Consider the following 22,286-nt stretch of genomic DNA (forward strand, 5'->3'; position numbering starts at 1 on the left):
AGATTTAAAATTGGCTAATAACGAATAGTGATTGACATCACACAGAGAAACATACGACAGGTTAAGACGAAAAAAAACCCGCGAAATACGCGGGTTATCGAAAGACAGGCAATAATTATTTGCTTTTCTTGATGTGCTTAATCAAACGCTTACGCTTACGCATCTGGTTTGGCGTCAGGGTATTGCGCTTGTTGGCAAACGGGTTATCCCCTTCCTTGAACTGGATACGGATAGGCGTGCCCATCACATCCAGCGATTTACGGAAGTAGTTCATCAGATAACGTTTGTAAGAATCCGGCAGATCTTTCACCTGGTTACCGTGGATAACCACGATTGGCGGGTTATAACCACCGGCGTGAGCATATTTCAGCTTCACGCGACGACCACGCACCAGCGGCGGCTGATGGTCTTCTGCTGCCATATTCATGATACGGGTCAGCATCGCGGTGCTCTGACGACGGGTAGAGCTGTCATAGGCTTCGCGAACGGAATCGAACAGGTTACCCACGCCGCTACCGTGCAGCGCAGAGATAAAGTGCACACGCGCGAAGTCGATAAAGCCCAGACGGAAGTCCAGCGTCTCTTTCACCTGCTCACGCACTTCATTGCTCAGGCCGTCCCATTTGTTGACGACGATAACCAGTGAGCGCCCACTGTTAAGGATAAAGCCCAGAAGCGACAGATCCTGATCGGAGATCCCTTCGCGCGCATCGATAACCAGCAGCACCACGTTGGCATCTTCAATTGCCTGTAGGGTTTTGATAACGGAGAATTTTTCCACCACATCGGTGATTTTCCCGCGTTTACGCACACCGGCAGTATCGATAAGTACGTACTCGCGTTCATCGCGCTGCATCGGGATGTAGATACTGTCACGCGTGGTGCCAGGCATGTCGTAAACGACCACGCGCTCTTCACCCAGAATACGGTTAGTAAGCGTAGACTTACCTACGTTTGGACGGCCCACAATCGCCAGCTTAATAGGCAGATCCTGCGGGTTGAATGCCTCTTCAGGCTCTTCCTCTTCGCCCTCTGCAGCTGCTTCGAACTGCGCCCAGTATTCGGCGTCTTCGTCCACTTCCTCCGGCGGGTTCACTTCGTCAACCCACGGCAGCAGAACGGTTTCGAGCAGGCTGGTCACGCCACGGCCATGAGAGGCCGCGATTGGGTAGATCTCACCCAGACCTAAGGACCAGAAATCAGCAACCGCCTGATCGGCATCGATGCCGTCAGTTTTATTCGCCACCAGGAAGGTTGGCTTTTCACGCGCGCGCAGATGTTTGGCGATAGCGGAGTCCGCTGGCATCAGGCCAGCACGGGCATCAACCATAAACAGAACAACGTCTGCTTCTTCGATTGCCAGCAGAGACTGTTCCGCCATACGGGTTTCGACGCCGTCCTCTGTCCCATCAATACCGCCAGTATCGATGCAGATGAACTCACGCCCCTCCACTTCTGCACGACCGTACTTACGGTCACGCGTCAGCCCCGGGAAATCCGCAACCAGCGCATCACGGGTGCGTGTTAAACGGTTAAAAAGAGTGGATTTTCCAACGTTAGGGCGCCCGACAAGCGCGACCACAGGTACCATGTTTGAAGCCTCATAAAATTCAAAATCACGTCGCTTTCGCGGCGTTTTTAAAAAAGTCAAAACGGCCCCTGAGTTAACAGGAGCCGTTTAGTATACAACAACCGCTGAATAATTAACGCGTGATCGCGTACAGCGTGCCGTCTTTTGCCTGGATCAGCAGTTTGCCATCAGCCACAACTGGTTCCGTCAGGAAGCCAGAGCTGTCAACTTTTTGCTGAGCAGTGAAGCGACCCGTTTCTGGGTCAATCCAGTGCATATAACCTTCGCTATCACCGACAACCAGGCTGCCGTTATACAGCGCCGGAGCCGTCAGCAGACGGTGCAGCAGATCGCTTTGCGTCCACAGCGTTACGCCACCTTCGGTGTTCAGTGCCAGCAGGCGATCGTTCTGATCAACCATATAAATACGGTTGCCATCAACGATGAAATCATTAACAGAGCCCAGCTCACGTTTCCACATGATCTGGCCGCTGCGCAGGTCCAGCGCGGTCAGGTTACCATTATAAGCCAGCGCGTAAACCACGCCATTGACGATAACCGGCGTTGTGTCCACGTCGCTCAGGCGGTCAATTTCAGTTGAACCGGTTGCCTGAGAGATACGCTGCTGCCAAATCATCTGGCCCTGCTGCATCAGTACCGCACTGACACGACCATTGTCGCCGCCAACAATCGCCGCGCCAAAAGCAGATGCCGGAGCAGATTCACCGCGCAGAGACAGTGAAGGCATATCCAGGTTTACCGTCCATTTCACCAGACCGTCGGCTTCGTTCAGCGCCTGCAACTGGCCGTTGCTGGTGTGGATTAGAACCAGACCATCGCTCACAACCGGGCGGGACAGCGATTCGCCAGCCACCGTGGTTTGCCATGCGATTGAGCCATCACTGGTGTTCAGCGCGTAAACCTGCGCTTTTTCACTGCCCACATAGACGTGGCCGCCAGCAACCGTCAGGCCGCCAGAGAGCAGTGCAGGCTTACGGGAGAACCAGCCATCTTTTTCCGCCAGATTAACGGACCACACTTCTTTTCCGTCGTCGGAATTAAGTGCTTTTACCGTGCCTTTACGGTCAGCCGCATAGACAACGCTGTCAGCAAATGCCGGGTGCAGGTTGGAATAAAATTCACCAATACCGTCACCGACGGAAGAGCTCCACGCGGTTGACGGGGTAAACTGGTTTTCAACCGTTGGCAGCGGGGACATTTTTACAACATCTTCTTCGCCACTGAACAGTGAACAGCCACTCAATAACGTAACAGAAAGCAGTCCTGGCAGAAGTAATTTACGCAATTGCATCGGGTCCCTCTCAGACGGACAAATTATTTATTTTCATCTGCATCATTTCGCTCAGCGCAGGTGAAGCTTTGCTATCTACGCCAGCTTGCCACGCTTTACGCGCGCCCTCTTTGTCACCTTTGCTCAGCAGTGCTTCACCGCGCAGGTCGGCAACAATGGCCGCAAAGCCTTCACCTTTGATGGTATCGAGCGTTTTCAGCGCATCATCGGCTTTTTTCTGCTGAACCTGGATACGCGCCAGACGCATGTTGATGACCGCTTTCAGGTTCTCATCACTCGCCGCAGCAAGGCCTTGTGACAGCTGTGCTACTGCTTTATCCAGCTCATTTTTATCAACAAACTGCTGCGCGACTTCCAATGCGGCCAGCGCACCGTAGGTGTTTTTGTTTTCAGCAGAAAATTTCTCGGCAGCGGTCAGCGTTTGCGGCTGATCGGCACGAATAGCGCTGATGGTATTTTCATACGCCAGAGAAGCGCCACGCGCGGAATCAGCCTGATGGCCGTTCCAGAAACGCCAGCCCACTAACGCACCCACACCCAAAATTACCCCAACAGCCAGTGCTTTGCCGTTTTCGGCAAAGAAGCGTTTAATCGCATCAACCTGGTCGTTTTCGTTCTCGTAAATTTCCACGCAGTTCTTCTCCTTAGGAAGTCAAAGTGCGCAAGTGCGCCGCAACGCCATCCTGCGTTACCGTTGTTTGCTCACCAGAGCGCAGGTCTTTAACCACCACTTCGCCGTTAGCCACTTCAGACTCACCCAGCACCAGTGCAATACTTGCGCCCCACTTATCGGCACGAGCAAACTGTTTTTTGAAGTTGCCGCCGCCATGGTTGGTCATCAGCTTAACGCCCGGCAGTTCGTCACGAACACGTTCGGCAAGCTGCATTGCCGCAGACTGCGTATCCGCGCCTGAGGCCACCAGGTATATATCGACAACGGAATCTGCTTTAAATTCCGGATTAACTGCCTGAACCAGCAAAACAAGTCGCTCAAGACCCATTGCAAAACCAACGGCAGGTGCCGCACGGCCACCAAGCTGTTCAACCAGACCGTCATAACGACCGCCTGCACATACTGTTCCCTGTGAGCCGAGGCTGCTCGTCACCCACTCGAAAACGGTACGGTTGTAGTAATCCAGACCACGCACCAGACGCTGGTTGACGGTATAAGCAATGCCTGCTGCTTCCAGCAGTTTGCACAGACCCGCGAAGTGCTCGCGAGAATCATCGTCCAGGTAATCACCCAGCGCAGGTGCATCGTTCAACAGCGCCTGAACTTCCGGGTTTTTAGAATCAAGAACACGCAACGGATTGCTGTACATGCGACGTTTGCAGTCTTCGTCCAGCGACTCTTTATGCTGTTCCAGGAACGCAACCAGTGCATCGCGATAGTTCGCACGCGCTTCCAGAGAACCGATAGAGTTCAGCTCCAGAGAAACATGCTCAGAAATACCGAGCGCGCGCCACCAGCGGGCTGTTAGCAAAATCAGTTCGGCATCGATGTCCGGGCCTTGCAGACCAAAGACTTCAACACCCAGCTGGTTGAACTGGCGGTAACGACCTTTCTGTGGACGTTCGTGGCGGAACATCGGGCCGATGTACCACAGGCGCTGCTCCTGATTGTACAGGAGACCATGTTCGATGCCGGCGCGTACGCAGCCCGCCGTACCTTCCGGACGCAGTGTCAAGCTGTCGCCGTTGCGGTCCTCAAAGGTATACATCTCTTTTTCAACCACGTCGGTCACTTCACCGATCGCGCGTTTGAATAACGGGGTCTGCTCTACAATCGGCAAACGGATTTCGCTGTAACCGTAGCTGCCGAGCACCTGTTTCAGTGTGCCTTCAATGCGCTGCCAGATGGCGGTTTCGCCAGGCAGATAATCGTTCATGCCGCGGATGGCTTGAATGTTTTTTGCCACGTTTATTCTCTTTCTATATACAAAAAAGAACCCAAAGAATGGGTTCAATCATACATGGGAAGCGAGCGGCTTCCCATCACGTTATTTTTCAACCTGCTGAATGCTGATACGCTGCGCTTCATCCATCATCGTGGCTTTGGCGCGAATGCGGGCTTCAAGCTGATCGATCATGTCGCTATTATCCAGACGATCTTTACGAATGCCATCTTCATAGAGACCACTTTTCTTGTTACCACCGGTCACGCCCAGCGTAGACACGAGCGCTTCACCCGGGCCATTCACCACACAACCGATAATGGACACATCCATCGGAGTGATAATGTCTTCCAGGCGCTGCTCAAGGGCATTCACCGTACCGATGACGTCAAACTCCTGACGCGAACAGGTTGGGCAGGCAATAAAGTTGATCCCACGCGCACGGATACGCAGTGATTTCAGGATATCGAAACCGACTTTGATCTCTTCAACCGGATCGGCTGCCAGAGAGACACGCAGAGTGTCGCCGATCCCTTCCGAGAGCAGCAGCCCCAGACCGATCGCCGATTTTACGGAACCGCTACGCAGGCCGCCAGCTTCGGTGATCCCCAGGTGCAGCGGCTGATCGATCTGCTTTGCCAGCAGTCGATAAGATTCCACCGCCAGGAACACATCAGAAGCTTTTACGCTGACTTTGAACTGATCGAAGTTAAGACGATCCAGATGATCCACATGGCGCATAGCGGACTCAAGCAGCGCCTGCGGCGTCGGTTCGCCATACTTTTCTTGCAGATCTTTTTCCAGTGAACCGGCGTTTACACCGATACGGATTGGAATATTTTTGTCTCGCGCGCAGTCCACTACCATGCGGATACGTTCTTCGTTACCGATGTTGCCTGGGTTGATGCGCAGGCAGTCAACGCCATATTCGGCGACTTTAAGTGCAATACGGTAGTCAAAGTGAATATCTGCAACCAGCGGAACACTGACCTGTTGTTTGATCAGTTTGAAGGCCTCGGCGGCATCCATGGTTGGCACGGAAACGCGGACAATGTCCGCGCCGACGCGTTCTAATGCTTTGATTTGATTGACCGTTGCTTCCACATCTGTGGTGCGCGTGTTGGTCATCGACTGGACGGCGATAGGAGCCCCATCGCCAATTGGCACATTCCCAACGTAAATCCGTTTCGATTTTCTACGTTGAATCGGAGCCTGGTTATGCATGAAAAATCTCCCGCGTTGCCCGTCTGTTACTGTGCTGCTGATTGTTCGGCATTAACGGTAAGACGCGCAACCTGGTTAGTTCTGATAAAGCGACTCAGATCGACAGGTTTACCCTGGTACTGGATCTGTACCGCAGATGGTGCGCCAATCTTGAGCTTATACGGCGCCTGACCCGTCAGGTTTAACGTGCCATCTTTACGCTGTAAGCCGCTGAAAAGTTTTTTACCGGTTGCATCGGTCACTTCTAACCAGCAATCGGCCGAGAAGTTCATCACCAGCGCATTCGGGTTGGCCGCAGCATTCGCTACGCCCGCCTGATCGGTTGGCAGTGGCTGAGCAGCGCTATTCGCAGGCGCAGATGCCGCTGGCGTGGTGGCCGCGGTATCAACATTCGCCTGAGAAGGAGCTACAACGGTATTATTTGGTGCTGGTGCAGGAGCAGCAGGATTCGCCGCTGGCGCTTGTGCCTGCGCCGGGTCGGTTGCAGGTGCATCTGTTGCAGCCGTTTGCGGGTCGTTAGACGTTGCCGCGTTATCGGTGCTCAGCGGCACGTTCTGTGCGTTATCGCTACCCGCGTTGTTCAGCTCGGCGGAAGATTGATCGGCCATGGTGGTTATCTCTTCCTGCTGCGCTTTGTGGTTTTGCCACCACCATGCGCCCGTCAGGCCAATAACCACAAACAGCACCAGCCAGGTAAAGCTCATCAGCCAGCCATCACGTTTTTTACGACGTTTCCCCAGCGAGAAGGTCTGCATCGGCGCAACTTTTGCTGCACGCACCGGCGCCTGCTTCTCGATCATAGGCAGTAATTCGTTTTCGGGAATATGCACCAGTTTTGCGTAAGAGCGGATATAACCACGCAGAAATGTTGAAGCCAGATCGGCAGGTGCCTTATCTTCTTCAATATCGCGAACCGTGGATACCTTCAGGCACAAGCGTTCTGCAACAGCTTGCTGGCTTAGTCCGAGTTGTTCACGGGCGTTGCGAAGACGAACGCCAGTGGAGAGTGCTTCATGTTGGTCGTGAGTGGCTTCAGTATTCATTCGCTACAACTACTGGTACGTGAAAAATAAGGGTTCAGGTGCCGGTGAGTCACAATGCCACCCGCACCGCGAAACTTCTGGTCAGTTAACCTGGAACAGACAGTATAAGACTGTCAGCCCGTAGATGACAGTACAGCCCTGCCTGTGCAGCCAAACTGTTTTTAGGCCGTTACATACTGCCCGAAAGTCGTATGAAACGCACCGTAATTATTAATCAATCATCACGAATATGACTGATTATTCAGTAAGATTATGCGTCACGGCGATGATAATGCGCCGTGACTGAATAATAATCAAACAGCTTTAACCGCGATTGCCTCACCCTGCATACGTTTACGCAGCGTTCGTTTCGTACGATCAATCACATCACCCGCCAGCTGTCCGCACGCTGCATCAATGTCATCACCACGCGTTTTACGCACGATAGTGGTGAAACCGTACTCCATCAGTACTTTGGAGAAACGATCGATACGGCTGTTTGAACTGCGGCCATACGGCGCACCCGGGAACGGGTTCCATGGAATCAGGTTAATCTTGCACGGCGTATCTTTCAGCAGCTCAGCCAGCTGATGCGCATGTTCGGTGCCATCATTAACGTGATCCAGCATGACGTACTCGATAGTTACACGGCCCTGGTTCGCGTTGGATTTTTCCAGATAGCGGCGCACTGCGGCGAGGAAGGTTTCGATATTGTACTTTTTGTTGATTGGTACAATTTCGTCACGGATTTCATCGTTTGGCGCGTGCAGGGAAATTGCCAGCGCAACGTCAATCATGTCGCCGAGCTTATCCAGCGCAGGTACAACACCTGACGTAGAGAGAGTGACGCGGCGTTTAGACAGACCAAAACCGAAATCATCCAGCATGATTTCCATCGCCGGTACGACGTTAGTCAGGTTCAGCAGGGGTTCACCCATGCCCATCATCACCACGTTGGTGATTGGACGTGTGCCCGTCACTTTTGCTGCGCCAACAATTTTAGCCGCACGCCACACCTGGCCGATAATTTCAGACACGCGCAGGTTACGGTTAAAGCCTTGCTGAGCCGTAGAGCAGAATTTGCACTCAAGCGCACAACCGACCTGAGAAGAGACGCATAGCGTGGCGCGGTCATCTTCCGGGATATACACGGTTTCAACGCGCTGATCGCCTACAGCGATAGCCCATTTGATGGTGCCATCGGCAGAGCGTTGTTCTTCCACCACTTCAGGCGCACGAATTTCGGCCACTTCTTTAAGCTTGTTGCGCAGCACTTTGTTGATGTCAGTCATGTCATCAAAGTTGTCGCTGCAATAGTGGTACATCCATTTCATGACCTGGTCGGCACGAAACGGCTTCTCGCCCATCTCTTTAAAGAATTCGCGCATCTGCTGACGGTTCAGATCCAACAGGTTGATTTTTCCATTTTTATTTGGAACCGCAGGAATGGCGACTTCGGAGGTATTCACTAGTTCAGACATAATTTTTTCCGGCCTCGTTGTTACACGTTATGGCCCGTGGAGGGTTAAAAAGAAACGCCCCGGAAAGCATCTGCTCGTCCGGGGCGTTGCATTGTACAAAGTCTGGCGCAGGGATGCCACGTCTGCACGCGGCATTTACGAAAATAATGTGTAAACGAAACCGTTAAATTAACGGGTACGTGGACACACTTCGCCTTCAGCGAAGAAGAAAGCGATTTCGCGTGCAGCAGATTCCACAGAGTCAGAACCGTGGGTGCCGTTCTCGGTGAAGCTGTCAGCGTAGTCAGCGCGCAGAGTACCTGCCAGCGCGTTATCCGGGTTGGTTGCGCCCAGCAGATCGCGGTGACGCTGTACTGCGTTTTCACCTTCCAGTACGGAAACGACGATTGGGCCAGAAGTCATGAACTCAACCAGGCCGTCAAAGAATGGACGACCTTCGTGCTCAGCGTAGAAACCGCGAGCCTGTTCAACGCTCAGGTGCAGCATTTTGGTGCCTACAATTTTGAACCCTGCTGATTCAAAGCGAGCGAAGATGCTGCCAATAACGTTTTTTGCCACCGCGTTTGGTTTAATGATGGAAAAAGTACGTTCAATAGCCATGATAACCTCTGTCAAATGTTCTGTTGTTTTGCATACCTGAGTATGGTGTGGCGCGGATTATAATGAGCAATAGCGCCATTGCCTACGGATCTAAGTAACATTTTTTTAAAATAAGATGAGTTTTAGCAACAGCTCACATCTAAAGGCCACTATTTCGCTACTGAAGCGTAAAGTTCACCGTTGTTACCTGACCTGCGTCATCCATTACCAGTAACTGATAATCACCTGACTTATCAAGCTGTAAAGTGTAAACCCTTCCTTTCACATCCAGCGGTTCACCGTTTAAAAACCACCAGCGTTCGCCGCTACTGCCACTGGCCTGTAGGGGCAGCGACACGCGCGTTTCACCCGGCAGACGTTTGATGACGGCACCCTCACGCACGCCAGAGAGGATAAGCGGTGCCGGCGAATCCTGCGCTAACGGCGGACAAACCGCAGACGCCGTCGGGATCCTTACTGCCCGCCGTTCGGCTGCCGGGAGCCAGGGTTCCAGCGGCAACGGCCACACGTCCACGACCTTCTCTGTGGCATCCGGGCAATCCGCAGCAACACGCTTGCCCTCTTTATTCAGCCAGATGGGGAAGCGGATACCGCGAACACCTTCCTGTTCCGGCAGCAACAGCGTTGGTGGCTCGCTGCCATCCAGTAACCAGGTAGAAAGGCGACGACGGCAGTTCTCACTGCCTTCCGGCAGAGACTGCCCGCCAGGCCAGCAGATAACGCCGCGCCCAACCGATGCCGGACGCGGGTCGCGCGGCAGACGCGCTTCGGCAATCGTCGAGCGAGACTGAAGCATGTTATTGACCTGGTTTAGCAACGGCACCGCACTCGCGAAGCCAAACTGTCCGGCCACTGGCGTGCCATCCGGCCGTCCGGTCCAGATCCCAATGATATAGCGGGCGTTAAGGCCGATGGCCCAGGCATCCCGATAGCCATAACTGGTGCCGGTTTTCCACGCGAGCGGCACCACCTGTGGCAGTGCGCCATCAGGCAGAGGTTGTGCCTCATTCGCCAGAATCCGGCGAATAATCCACGCCGCACCCGGTGACAATAAGGGGCGCTCAAGAAGCGGGTCGCCAGGCCGGATACGCAATTTTGCCGCTTTGCCGTGTCGGGCAAACGCGCTGTAGGCGGCCGTAATATCCGCGAGCCTTGCCCCTGCGCCCCCCAGGATCAGCGATAAGTTGGGCTGAGCCCCCGCAGGCAGAATAAGCGGTAGCCCTGCATTGCTGAGCATTCCGGTAAAGCGTTTTGGTCCGTAGGCTTCCAGCACCTGCACCGCCGGGAGGTTCAGCGACCGCACCAGCGCTTCGCTCATACTGACTGGCCCATGAAATCCGCTGTCGAAATTACCGGGCCGGTAATCCCCGGTTCTGCGCGGCACGTCCTGTAGCAGTGACGCGGGATGGATCAGCCCCTCGTCCAGCGCCATACCGTAGATAAAGGGCTTGAGTACCGATCCCGGCGATCGGATCGCATTAACCATGTCCACGTGGCTGAACCGGCTATCGTCGTTGATATCCACAGAACCTACCCAACCGCGCACTTTCATATCGGTATGATCGACGACGATCATCGCCAGAGAGCTTCTTGCCGGCAGGCGCGCCTTCCAGTTAAGCGCCAGCTCCTCAAGCTGTCGCTGCAATGACGCATCCAGCGTGGTGACAATTTTGTTGTCCCGACTTTTGCTAAGCATCATCCGTGAAAAAAGCGGTGCCAGCTGCGGCATTTGCCGTGGCGCCAGCCAGACGGCCTCTTCACGGGACTCTTTAACCTGCTGTGCTGACCAGACACCCTGGGTCACCATTCTGTCGAGTACTTTATTTCGCGCGGCTTCAGCACGCTCCGGCCATCTGTCAGGGCGTAACCGGCTTGGGGCCTGGGGTAAAACGGCCAGCAGTGCGGCTTCCGAATAGCTTAGCTGTGAGGGCGGTTTGCCGAGATAGGTCCAGCTGGCCGCACCTACACCCTGCAACGTGCCACCAAAGGGCGCCCGGTTCAGGTAGAGCGTCAGAATATCGCGTTTTGAGAGATGCCATTCGAGCTGGACAGCCCGCCAGAGCTGGCGGATCTTGCCGCCAAAGGTACGCGGATGCGGGTCGAGTAACCGTGCGACCTGCATGGTGAGCGTGCTTCCCCCGGATACCACTTTGCCGGAGCTCAGATCCTGCCAGGCCGCACGCAGCACGGAAAAAGGGTTAACGCCGGGATGATCCCAAAACCAGCGGTCTTCATACTGGATCAGGGCGTCGAGATAGCGCGGAGAAACCTCTTCAATGGTCACCGGATAACGCCAGATCCCTTCGCTGTCGGCAAAGCGCCACAGTGGTGTCCCCTGCTCATCCACCACCACGCGCGCGGGATTGACCTCTTTGAGCGGTAACGGCCACAGGCGGTCGGCGGCAATGATAAGCCCCCATAAAATGAGAAGCGCTCCCGCCAGTTGAAACCAGCGGGAGCGTGTCAGACGAGCTATCTGCATGTTATGGAACAACAATCAGCGGGCCACTTGCCGCACCTGTTGCCCGCCACTGCGGAACATACATGGATTCCACCATCGGGGCCGGCACCTGATAGGTCCCAGGCGTTACGGCGCGCGCCAGATAAACCAGCGTTACCGGCTGGCCGTCACTGACCGGAACCGCCGCCACGAAGCGATCGTCGCGGAACTCCATATGCTGAATATCCGCCTGCTGCATCTGTGTCAGCAGGTTCTGCACCTCGCTCCCGCTATCCTGCAAGCTGGCGCTGCTGTTTGCCAGATTCTGATTCTCCAGCTCCAGTCCTGCCGGGAGCAAATCAACCACCAGCGCATCCGGGACGTTCTGGCTGGCTTTCACATCAAGCCATACCAGCACCAGCTCACCGCTCTTCAACGAGGAGAGCGATTTGGTGCTGCCATCGGTGGCCAGAATATGTCGTTCGATTTGCAATACGCTGGATGAAGGCTGAGGCGCATTTTCCGGGTATCCGGTGCTATCAAGGCGGATCCAGAGTGGTGTTGTGCCGGTGTTGGTCACCTGCAACGCACCGAGCTGGTCGCTATTGACGTTCTGCACCTGTGCATTGTCGCCACTGAGTGGTTTGTCAGCCAGACTGGTCGTGGCCTGCCATGCGCCGGACAGCGTTGGCAATAAACGGCCAGCGAGGAACAGCGCATTGCTTTCCTGAGTAGAGAGCCAGCGCTGGCTAAAGGCCTGTTCAGAAAGCGTGTTCAGTAAGGTATTTTGCACATCCGGCAGCAGTTTGTACTCTTCCAGTAGGGAGAGCATCAGCGCGTTATCGCGCAGCGCGCTACCGTAATCAGCCATCCAGTTTTTGCTATCGTTACGCGGCGTTTTTATGGCCAGGTCCAGCGCCTGCTGGCTACGTGGCGCATCACCCATCAGTTTTAACGCCATGCCGAGCTGCATCAGTGGCAATCCAGACGCCGCCTGACCGTGACGATCCCAGATCTCACGCAATGCGCCGAGCGGCGCTTTTTGCTGACGCGCCAGCACCAGCGCTGCATAAGCCTGTACCGCAAATTTACTGGCCTGAGTATCGTCACTGTAGCGAATTGACATCATGCCCGGGTCCTGCAAATAGCGCAGCAGGCGGTTATTGGCGTTATTAATGGCATCGGCCGGAACGCTGTAGCCCTGCTCGCCAGCACGCACCAGGAAATCGGTCACATAGGCGGTGAGCCAGTACTCTTCCTGGCCATTTTTATCCCAGAGCGCAAAGCCGCCGTTATCACGCTGCATTTGCAACAGACGAGATATCCCGATGTCAATCGCGGCACGACGCTTATCATCGCTATCCCCTTTAATGCCCAGCGCCGTCAGCTGTGCTGCATTGGTATACAGCGACGGGAACAGGCCACTGGTCGTCTGCTCAAGACAACCATACGGATAAGCCTGCAACTCACGGATATAGCGCGCCAGATTCAGCGGTGGTTTACCGCTAAGCAGCAGTTGTCCCTGCAAGGTTTCAGGGGATAACCCATTGATATGCTGCGCAGGTGCAGTCCAGGACTCACCCGAGTTCAGCATTGCTCCTGTATTCACCGTCTGGGCCGGGAACGCCGGACGAACACCGATTTTCCAGCTTTTTTGCTGCGGTGCAAAGGTTTCCCCCGGAAGCACCAGCCCCGTCACCTGTGCGGTAATTTCACCATCGCCATAGCCAGCGAGCGCCCGAACCGGAATAAACAGGGTGGTTCGCACGCCTGGCGCCAGCTTAACCGGCTGCGGCTGCGCGCTTTCCAGGCTTAGCAAGCCCGATGCCGTTAAGGCGACGTTCAGGGTCTGCGGCTGATCGGTCAGGTTTGTCACATCCAGCGTTAACCTGGAGGTGTCGCCGCTGGCGAGGAAGCGTGGCGTATTCAGCTCAGCGATAACAGGTGCCGCGACAATAACTTTGCTTTCGCTGCTGCCAAAGTCGTCTTCCGTCCAGGCTTGCGCCATCAGACGTAATTCGCCGTTGAAATCACCTATCGGCATCGTAATGGTGCCTTCGCCATTGGCATCAAGCTCTACGGGTTGTGCCTGCTGGGCAATAATGGTGACGTGATTCACCGGCGGTTTACCCCCGCGTTTCAGTTCATCACCATCACCACCAAAACGCAGCGCCGCCATGCGGCCCTGACCTTCGATAACCTGGCCGTAGATATCGTAAATATCTGCCCCGTAACGCTTCTGCCCGAAGAATGCCTGCCACGGATCCGGCGTGACGTAATCCGTAATGTTCAGCACGCCGCTATCCACCGCAGAAACCAGCACGTTGACTTTCTGCGGTACCGCGCCCTCTTTCACGCTGGCTTTCACTTTCACCGACAGCGTCTGATTTGGGCGCATTTTTTGCGGATTATCGAGCGCAATATTCAGGCGACGATTCTCGTCCCCCATTGGCAGGTGCAGCAGCCCAACGGCGCGTTTTGGTGTGGCCGATTTAGATTTATCGCCCGGACGCACCACCAGCGTGCTGAGATAAAGATCGTGACGTTTCCAGGCTTTATCCACCGGGATCGCCAGATCAAGACCGTTGGCCGGAACATCGATTTCCTTCCACCACAGCGGCCCTTCGCTGGATTCAATCATCGCGTAGCCTTTGCCTGCGGCAGGTGCGGCAATGTGCAGATTGATGGTGTCGCCAGGCTGATAGGCCGGTTTATCCAGCTTCAGCGTCACGCGGTCGGGACGCGCCGCACCGGTACCATCGCTGTTGTCCTGCCAGCTGTAGCCGGCCCAGAAACGCACGCTACTGACCGTATCATCTGGCGCTTTGACCTCCAGACGATAAGAGCCCCACTCCACCGGGAAGGTCACTTTACCGGTCTGATCGGCGGCGATATCGAGTGATTGCTCACCTTCAACCAGATCTTTTTGATCAAATTGAGACTGCCATCCGTCCGTTTCGGACCAGTTCCAGAAGTAATCCCGACGTTCGCGGATAAGCCGAACCTGTAGCCCTGAAACTGCTTTTTTCGCTCCACTGGCATCGGCATAGACGATATCAAAACCGGCGTTGCTGTTTTCATCAACAATAGGCTGATTGACGGTGGTGTCTGTGCGGTAGTCATACACTGCTTTGCTGGCAAACTCCGGGCGGATCCCCGGCAGGGTTTGCGCTGGCCAGATGGCCTGCTCTGCGCGACGCGTCACCGGACGGCCGCCGGATTCCAGCAGGCTGGCTTGCAGGATCACCTGTAACGGCGAGTGCGCCTCTTTCCACTGACTTTCCGCTGATACCTCACCCCGGCCCTGCTCGTTAAGCGTGAGCTGTACTTCATCCAGGCTACGCGTCAGGTTCTCTTCAGCGATATCCCCGAACTGGAAGCCCGGCAGTGCCGACACGGCCTCACGCAGAGGACGCAGGAATAGCTGACCTTGCAGGCTGTTTCCGTTGGCGGGTGCGCCATAGAGGTAATAACCCGTTACATCAAACCTGACGTCATCAGCCGGGGAAACCGGCGTTTTTTGCCCTGAGAGATTTAACGCCATGCGCTCCGGCATAAAATCTTCGACGTGGAAATCCCACATCCGTTGCAGGTTATCGCCGGTATTGGCGCGAATATGCCACATACCGGTTTGCGCCCCGCTGTCCAGCGGATAGGTAAAGCGATACAAACCGTTTTCCGGCTGAACCACCAGGGTGCGCGCAACCTGCCCGTCCGGGCGCAGCACATCAAGTTTGACCGGTTGTGCAGGCAGTGGCTTACCGTCACTGTCACGGAGCAGGCCATTGAGAATAACGGTTTCACCCGGGCGATAGAGATCGCGCGGGCCAAACATAAAGAACTGTTTGCTGTAACCAGGCGCGCCGGCGATATCAAACTCAGCCAGATCCAGCGCCGGAAGTTTCAGGTCGAGCAGGGTTGTCTGCCCGTCTTTTCGCGCCAGTATTAACGCGGCTTCTTTATCAGTCTCCAGTCTGGCGTGTCCGTCACCATCGCTGGTGCCTTGCGCCAGCGTCTGCCCTTTATCATTGAGTAATGCGACCTCAATACCGGACTGTGCCGCGCCGTTTTCCAGGCTCTGGGTAAAGATATCGAGGCGATTATGATAACGGTGAGCGGACAGACCAATGTCGCTCAGGGTAAACAGGGTGGCCGCATTGCTGTAGTTGTAATGTCCCGCCTGGTTCATCACGGCGATATACACGCCAGACTGTTGCAGCGGTTTGATATCACTCAGGGGCAGCAGCAGTTTTTCGCGCGTGTTTCGCGCCGGGTTAAGATCAAAACGGCCGGTATAGACCAGATCGGCCATTTTGAGCAGATTGTCAGACTCCCAGTTGGTGAGCGAGTTACGGTATTCCCACTGGCTGACAAACGATGCCAGAGATTCAGGCTTCACGCGGTAGAAGTTCACATCCACGTTGTTGACGTTGAGCGCCATCACCGGCAGCCCTTCCACCACTTTTCCTGGCAGAAGCGAGCCGCGGCTGGCAAAACCGACAGTCGGTTCGACATCCCGGGTGGTGATCGCTTTTTCGTAATCGATGCCAAATGTGGCTTTGTTCAGCGCCAGCAGGTCGCGTTCGACGGTAATCACCAGATTGCGGTTCGGCTCGAGGTGACGCAAGCGCAGCTCTTTCAGATTGGGCGCCAACTCCCATGCGCCATCCACTTTACCGCTTTTCTTATCAACGACATGAACGGTACGCGCAAAATCCTGATCGGGATTGAGCGGGACAGAGAACGTCAGAACTAACGTAGCCGCTCCGTCGAGCTGGATTTCAGAGGCATCCAGTAAGGTGAGAGGTTTACCCTGACTGGCAGACGCCAGCTTCGCCAGTTGCGCGCTATCGGGTTTTACCGGAGTGTTCTCTTTCGATGAACTGGCGGTTGCAGAAGGTGCCGGGGCCGAAGCCTGTGGTTTTTCGTCGCTGTTATCACAGCCGACAAGCGTAAAAGCGGTAAGCAGCGCGAGAGAGATCGCGGCTAAGCGGAACGGTTTCATCCTTTATCCCTGGCCCATTGAGCCTGTTGGTCGTCATCCGGGTAAGTATTATCCGCAAGTTTCATTAATACAAAAAGTCTAAATTGAGATTCTGGAAAGCACCTCGCAAAGAGGTGATACCTCACAATCGGTGCTGCAACGCCGATCACACCATCAAACGTCACATGTTACCTTTCACGTCATTTGTTTTTAAAACAAGCAGATAGCTGGATGAACCCGCCAGTTGCCTGCTAGCTTAAGGCCCAAGACGCACACCGAGTGCGCGGTTCAATAAGAGAGATAGCCATGAAACGAGCCGTGAACGCCTTACAAAATTTCGGAAAATCATTGTACGGACCGGTACTTATCTTACCGATTGTCGGCCTTTTTATCGCCCTGGGTAACGTGCTGGGTAACGGTAACCTGGCAGACTATCTGCCATTCCTCGGCCACCCATTAATCCAGAATCTGGGTCAACTTATCGCCAAATCTGCCGTATCAGTGCTGGTTAACCTGGCGCTGGTCTTTGCCGTGGGTATCCCGATTGGCCTGGCGACCCGTGATAAAGGCTACGCCGCCCTGATTGGTCTGGTGACCTTTGTGGTGTTTATCAATGCTATGAACGTCACGCTGCAGCTGCAGGGCGAGCTTGCTCCGGCAGACCAGATAAAAGCGGCCGGACAAGCCATGGTGCTGGGGGTTCAGGTACTGGAGATGGGCGTCTTTGCCGGGATCCTGACCGGGGCGCTCTCCGGCTACCTGTACAACAAATACGCCAGCGTACAGTTTAATGGCGCGATGGCGATTTATTCCGGCCACTGTTTTGTCGCTATTGTGATGCTTCCTGTGTCCATGCTCCTCGGCGTGGTGATGAGTGAACTCTGGCCATTTGCCCAACATGGCATTAGCACCCTGGCGCTGGTGATAAAAGACTCTGGTCCGTTCGGTGTGGCCATTTACGGTTTCCTTGAACGCATTCTGGTGCCAACCGGTTTGCATCATCTGGTTTACACGCCGTTCCTGTATACCGAACTGGGCGGGACGCAAGAGGTCTGCGGTGCAACCTACCAGGGTGCGCGCAATATCTACTTTGCCGAGATGGCTTGCCCGCAGGTGAAACAGCTCAGCAGCACGGTAGTGTGGGATGCGCGTGGCATCAGCAAGATGTTTGGCCTGCCTGCGGCGGCGCTGGCGATGTATATGACCGCGAAGCCAGAACGCAAGGCTGCGGCAAAAGCGATTCTTATCCCGGCCGCACTGACCTCTCTGCTGGTGGGGGTGACCGAGCCGATTGAGTTCTCGTTCCTGTTTGTTGCCCCCCTGCTGTTCGTGGTGCACGCGGTACTGACCGGCATCGGCATGATGCTCTTCTCGCTGTTTGGCGTTCATGCAATTGGCGCTAACGGGATTATTGATTTCATTCTTTACAACCTGCCGCTCGGCACAGAGAAATCCAACTGGCCAATGTACCTCGTGGTTGGGCTGATTATGTTCGCGCTCTACTTCGTGGTGTTCCGCTTCCTGATCCTGCGTTTCAACATGAAGACGCCAGGCCGTGAAGATGACGAGCAGGAAACACGGCTCTACAGCAAACACGAGTATCAGGCGAAGGGGAACAATGAGGGCCTGGGGGGATCCATCGTGTCGGGTCTTGGCGGACGAGAAAATATTGAAGTGGTAGATAACTGCTACACCCGCTTACGCGTCACGGTGAAGAATGTCGAGATCATTGACGAACCACGCCTCAAGGCGACCGGCGCGAAAGGGATTATCAAACAAGGTAACAACGTTCAGGTGGTCTACGGGCTGCATGTCAAAAAAATGCGAGAAGCCGTTGAGACGTTTCTCTGAAAGGAGCTAAAGATGTTTAAACCCCCGTTTATTCTCTCTATTGCCGGTGGCGGCAGCACTTACACGCCGGGCATCGTGAAAAGCCTGATGGTACGCCTGCAGGATTTCCCGCTGGCAGAAATACGCCTCTACGATATTGACGACGCGCGTCAGAACACCATTGCGCCGGTGGTGGAGAAGGTTATTCGCGACCACAGCCAGAGCATTAAATTTACCGTCACCAGCGATCCGGAAGTGGCTTTCAGCGGCGCACATTTTGTCTTCGCCCAGATGCGCGTTGGCCAGTACAAAATGCGCGAGCAGGATGAGAAGATCCCATTGCGTCACGGCGTGGTTGGGCAAGAAACCTGCGGCCCTGGCGGGCTGGCGTACGGCCTGCGCACCATCCTGCCGATGGTGGAGCTTATCGATTTGGTGGATCGCTACGCGCATGAAAAAGCGTGGATCGTAAATTACTCCAACCCGGCGGCGATCGTCGCGGAAGGCGTGCGTCGTCTGCGTCCGAACGCCCGCGTGCTGAACATCTGCGATATGCCGGTGGCCGCGATGCGTAATATGGGGGCGATTCTGGGTGTCGATCGCCACAAGCTGGAGGTGGACTACTTTGGTCTGAACCACTTCGGCTGGTTTACCCGCGTGCTGGTGGATGGCGAAGACAAGCTGCCGGAACTGCGTCGACATATCGCGAAGTTTGGTCTGCTGACGGAAGATGCCGCGAAAACCGACCCGCAGCATTCCGATCCTTCATGGGTAAAAACCTGGCGCAACATCAAACCGATCATGGACAATTTCCCGGAGTATCTGCCGAACCCGTATCTGCAGTACTACCTGATGCCGAACCAGATTGTCGAGCACCAGAACCCTGAATACACCCGCGCTAACGAAGTGATGAACGGGCGCGAGAAGAAGCTGTTCGCGGCCGCAGAAGAGTACAAGCGCACCGGCGTACTGTCGGATGCCTTCCACGTTGGTGTGCACGGTGAATTCATTGTTGATGTTGCCTGCTCGCTGGCCTTTAACCTGCGGAGCCGCCATCTGGTGATGGTGGAAAACCGCGGGGCGATTACTAATCTGCCGTACGATGCCGTGGTGGAAGTGCCAGCCTATATCACCTCAGAAGGGCCAGAGCCAATACGCGTGGGCCAGGTACCGCTGTTCCACCAGACGTTACTGCAACAGCAGCTGGCTTCTGAACAGTTGCTGGTGGAAGCCACTATAGAGGGCAACTATGAAAAAGCGTTGCAGGCATTCACCCTGAACCGTACCGTGCCCACTATGGAACATGCAAAAGCGATTCTCGATGAGATGATAGAGGCTAACCGTGATTACTGGCCTGCGCTGCAAAAAGCCTGGAATAACGGCGAAGCGGTGAAAAAATAAGGCGTTGCTCGCGAGTTGAACGTGGTGTGCTTGTCGGTGTCAGAAAAAACACCGACAATCCTTTTTTACGGAAAAGAATGGAGGCACCCATGTCCACCTCATATTTTGTCGCCGCCGACTGGTTGATTGAACACAGCGACGACCCGGAAGTCCAGATTATAGACGCACGTATGGCCCCTCCGGGGCAAGAGCATCGCGACGTTCCCGGTGAATACCGCGCCGGGCATCTGCCTGGCGCGGTATTTTTTGATATCGAAGCCCTCTCTGACCACACTTCTCCCCTGCCGCACATGCTGCCACGCCCGGAAGCCTTCTCCGTTGCAATGCGCGAGCTGGGCGTCAGCAAAGACAAACACCTCGTTGTTTATGACGAAGGTAACCTCTTCTCGGCGCCGCGCGCGTGGTGGATGCTGAAAAACTTCGGCGTGGAAAACGTCTCGATTCTGGCGGGCGGCCTTGCGGGCTGGAAGCGCGACGAGCTGCCGCTCCAGCAGGGCGACGTGACGTTGCCGGAAGGCGAGTTCGATGCTACCTTCGACGCTCACGTGGTGAAACGTCTGACCGATGTGCTGGTCGTTAGCCATGAAAAAACAGCGCAAATCATCGATGCTCGCCCTGCACCGCGTTTCAACGCCGAAGCGGATGAACCGCGTCCGGGGTTAAAGCGCGGCCATATTCCTGGCGCTCTGAACGTTCCCTGGGGTGATTTAGTGTTTGAAGGTGAGCTCAAAACCACCGACGAGCTGCGCGCTATTTTTGACCGTGCGGGCGTGGATTTACGCCGCCCGATTATTGCCAGCTGCGGCTCCGGCGTAACGGCCTGCGTGGCGATCCTGGCGCTCGCCACGCTCGGCGTCAATGACGTCACGCTCTACGACGGCGCGTGGAGCGAATGGGGTGCCCGTGACGACCTGCCGGTTGAACCTGCCAAATAATGGATAACCGCCTGACCACGCTCTTAACGCGCGGGGAGTCATTGACCCGCGCGGAGTATCGCGTGCTCGCCCACCTCACAGAACATCCGCTGCTGGTGGGTAACATCACGGTGCGCGAGCTGGCGCAGGCGACATTCGTCTCTACCGCCACCATTATGCGTCTGTGCCAGAAACTGGGGTTTAGCGGTTTTAGCGAGTTTATCTGGCACTGCAAACAGCTTCTTTCAGACACACCACACATTACTGCGCAAAGGAATGACCTCCCGGAATTGCCTGCCCTGTTCAGCCAGTTCATTGCGAATTATCAGCAGACATTCCAGTGGGTTACGCAAGAAAAACGCCAGCAGTTTGCCGACCTGTTGCGCCAGAAAGAGAGTTTCTTTCTCTACGGCGCCGGGTTTTCTTATCTTTTTGCCGAGTACCTCACCAAGAAATTGCAGGTGTTGGGCAAAACGGCCTTTATTTCCGGGCCCGGCGACAGCAGGAATATTTTTCTGAGTAACGCTGCTCGTTATCAGGTGTTTATTGCCGTCTCACGCAGTGGCGAAACAGAACAGGTGCTGGATAAAGCGCGGATTGCCAAAAATGTTGGCATGACGGTGGTGGCCTTTACCCGCGCCTCTGCAAATACGCTGGCGAGCATGGCGGATTTGCATTTCGCGTTATATGACGAAGCGGTACATTACGCCGCAGAAGCCGCTGGTGTGACGTCGTTCGAGTCTAATCTGGTGCTGTTGATGGATTTACTGCTGTTGGAAGCAACGGGGTGAGTGCTCACCCCAGTGCTATCAGATAATGCGATTGGTTTTAAGATCGCGCAGGAAACCGCCCCAGCGACGTTCATAGAACGGGGTGATGTGTTCAGTAATAAAGTGGCTGATGCCCTTCTCACCTTTCACAACACGGCAGATATCAATCGGCTCATCACCTGGCAGAGTGTCAGTAGCCACGCTTCCGGCAGCCTGAATGATCTCGTCGATGTCACCGTCGGCTTCAATACCCATCAGCAGCACTGGCTGTTCGTCCGCGCTCTCTTTAATGGAGCACAGGAACGCGCGTTTTACTGGCTTGATGGTTTTGAATAGCGTGGTCAGGGAGTCAATCATCTGCGCCGGCGGTTCTGCCACTTCAGACAACAGCAGCGTTTCGCCACCTTCAATCACTTCCTGCGTGCTGAGCGGGTTGCCCTCTTCGCCAATCAGATGGCTGATTTCGCGCGGGGTGAACTCTTTTCCGGTCGGCAGTTTGGCGTTCAGGAACAGCGTCTGGCCCAGCGTCATTTCAAACAGCGTGCGCACGGGCATCACCACAAATGCCTGTTCATCTTCAACCGCTTCCTGGAGTGCTTCAAGAGAGGTGAAGAACGGAATGACTGAAGTGCCGTCGTCTTTCTCCCAGTGCAGCAGATCCAGCGCGCTGTCTTCTACGACCTGCTCACCTTCCGCCGCGGTGCCCGGCACCCAGACAGTGGATTCCAGCAGCGTGCGGAAAAATGCCGGACGGTGGGCGGGCTCGGTCGCCGCCTTTTCCAGCAGGGTTTCTAATTCGTTTTTGGTTTCGGACATAACAATTCCAGACGATGCATTTCCCCC

The 22,286-nt window shown here is 55.1% G+C and carries 15 protein-coding genes; 4 read left to right on the forward strand and 11 right to left on the reverse strand.

Annotation, left to right across the window (positions count from 1 at the left end):
* Positions 1-115 precede the first annotated feature (115 nt).
* From der to ACS603_RS17480, 10 genes are all read right to left on the reverse strand, one after another.
* A complete protein-coding gene (gene der / locus ACS603_RS17435) occupies positions 116-1,591 on the reverse strand; it encodes a ribosome biogenesis GTPase Der (RefSeq protein WP_182062058.1) in 1,476 nt (491 codons plus the stop codon).
* A gap of 112 nt (positions 1,592-1,703) precedes the next feature.
* Complete coding sequence (gene bamB / locus ACS603_RS17440) at positions 1,704-2,882, reverse strand: outer membrane protein assembly factor BamB (protein WP_014071330.1); 1,179 nt, start codon at positions 2,880-2,882, stop codon at positions 1,704-1,706.
* Between the two features lie 10 nt (positions 2,883-2,892).
* A complete protein-coding gene (locus tag ACS603_RS17445; RefSeq protein WP_014071331.1) occupies positions 2,893-3,513 on the reverse strand; it encodes a YfgM family protein in 621 nt (206 codons plus the stop codon).
* A gap of 13 nt (positions 3,514-3,526) precedes the next feature.
* Positions 3,527-4,801, reverse strand: a complete 1,275-nt coding sequence (gene hisS / locus ACS603_RS17450) for a histidine--tRNA ligase (RefSeq protein WP_446493726.1) — start codon at positions 4,799-4,801, stop codon at positions 3,527-3,529.
* A gap of 81 nt (positions 4,802-4,882) precedes the next feature.
* Positions 4,883-6,001: a flavodoxin-dependent (E)-4-hydroxy-3-methylbut-2-enyl-diphosphate synthase gene (ispG, locus tag ACS603_RS17455; protein ID WP_014071333.1), complete on the reverse strand. Its 1,119-nt coding sequence runs from the start codon at positions 5,999-6,001 to the stop codon at positions 4,883-4,885.
* Between the two features lie 26 nt (positions 6,002-6,027).
* Positions 6,028-7,044 carry a cytoskeleton protein RodZ gene (rodZ, locus tag ACS603_RS17460; protein ID WP_182062061.1) on the reverse strand — a complete coding sequence of 339 codons (1,017 nt, stop codon included), beginning with the start codon at positions 7,042-7,044 and terminating at the stop codon, positions 6,028-6,030.
* A gap of 293 nt (positions 7,045-7,337) precedes the next feature.
* Positions 7,338-8,504 carry a dual-specificity RNA methyltransferase RlmN gene (gene rlmN, locus ACS603_RS17465; protein ID WP_182062062.1) on the reverse strand — a complete coding sequence of 389 codons (1,167 nt, stop codon included), beginning with the start codon at positions 8,502-8,504 and terminating at the stop codon, positions 7,338-7,340.
* Between the two features lie 168 nt (positions 8,505-8,672).
* Positions 8,673-9,104 (reverse strand): nucleoside-diphosphate kinase, encoded by a 432-nt coding sequence (gene ndk / locus ACS603_RS17470; RefSeq protein WP_014071336.1) that lies wholly within the window; start codon positions 9,102-9,104, stop codon positions 8,673-8,675.
* A gap of 157 nt (positions 9,105-9,261) precedes the next feature.
* On the reverse strand, positions 9,262-11,586 hold the full coding sequence (pbpC, locus tag ACS603_RS17475) for a peptidoglycan glycosyltransferase PbpC (protein ID WP_315686465.1): 2,325 nt from the start codon (positions 11,584-11,586) through the stop codon (positions 9,262-9,264).
* Position 11,587: 1 nt separating this feature from the next.
* Positions 11,588-16,549 carry an alpha-2-macroglobulin family protein gene (locus ACS603_RS17480; RefSeq protein WP_474944643.1) on the reverse strand — a complete coding sequence of 1,654 codons (4,962 nt, stop codon included), beginning with the start codon at positions 16,547-16,549 and terminating at the stop codon, positions 11,588-11,590.
* Positions 16,550-16,834: 285 nt separating this feature from the next.
* Here ACS603_RS17480 and ACS603_RS17485 point away from each other — a divergent pair, with 285 nt between their 5' ends.
* The 4 genes from ACS603_RS17485 (at position 16,835) to ACS603_RS17500 (ending at position 21,464) form a co-directional block, all read left to right on the forward strand.
* A complete protein-coding gene (locus tag ACS603_RS17485; protein WP_474944644.1) occupies positions 16,835-18,379 on the forward strand; it encodes a PTS transporter subunit EIIC in 1,545 nt (514 codons plus the stop codon).
* Between the two features lie 12 nt (positions 18,380-18,391).
* Positions 18,392-19,759: a 6-phospho-alpha-glucosidase gene (locus ACS603_RS17490; RefSeq protein WP_182062066.1), complete on the forward strand. Its 1,368-nt coding sequence runs from the start codon at positions 18,392-18,394 to the stop codon at positions 19,757-19,759.
* A gap of 89 nt (positions 19,760-19,848) precedes the next feature.
* Positions 19,849-20,694 carry a 3-mercaptopyruvate sulfurtransferase gene (gene sseA, locus ACS603_RS17495; protein WP_474944645.1) on the forward strand — a complete coding sequence of 282 codons (846 nt, stop codon included), beginning with the start codon at positions 19,849-19,851 and terminating at the stop codon, positions 20,692-20,694.
* A complete protein-coding gene (locus ACS603_RS17500; RefSeq protein ID WP_182062068.1) occupies positions 20,694-21,464 on the forward strand; it encodes a MurR/RpiR family transcriptional regulator in 771 nt (256 codons plus the stop codon). The genes sseA and ACS603_RS17500 overlap by 1 nt, the downstream gene beginning before the upstream one ends.
* Before the next feature lie 18 nt (positions 21,465-21,482).
* Here ACS603_RS17500 and sseB read toward each other — a convergent pair whose 3' ends face one another.
* Positions 21,483-22,259, reverse strand: coding sequence for an enhanced serine sensitivity protein SseB (sseB, locus tag ACS603_RS17505; RefSeq protein WP_182062069.1), 777 nt, complete (start codon positions 22,257-22,259; stop codon positions 21,483-21,485).
* Between the last annotated feature and the right edge of the window lie 27 nt (positions 22,260-22,286).

The organism is Enterobacter sp. Li2LvB3 (genome assembly GCF_056156645.1).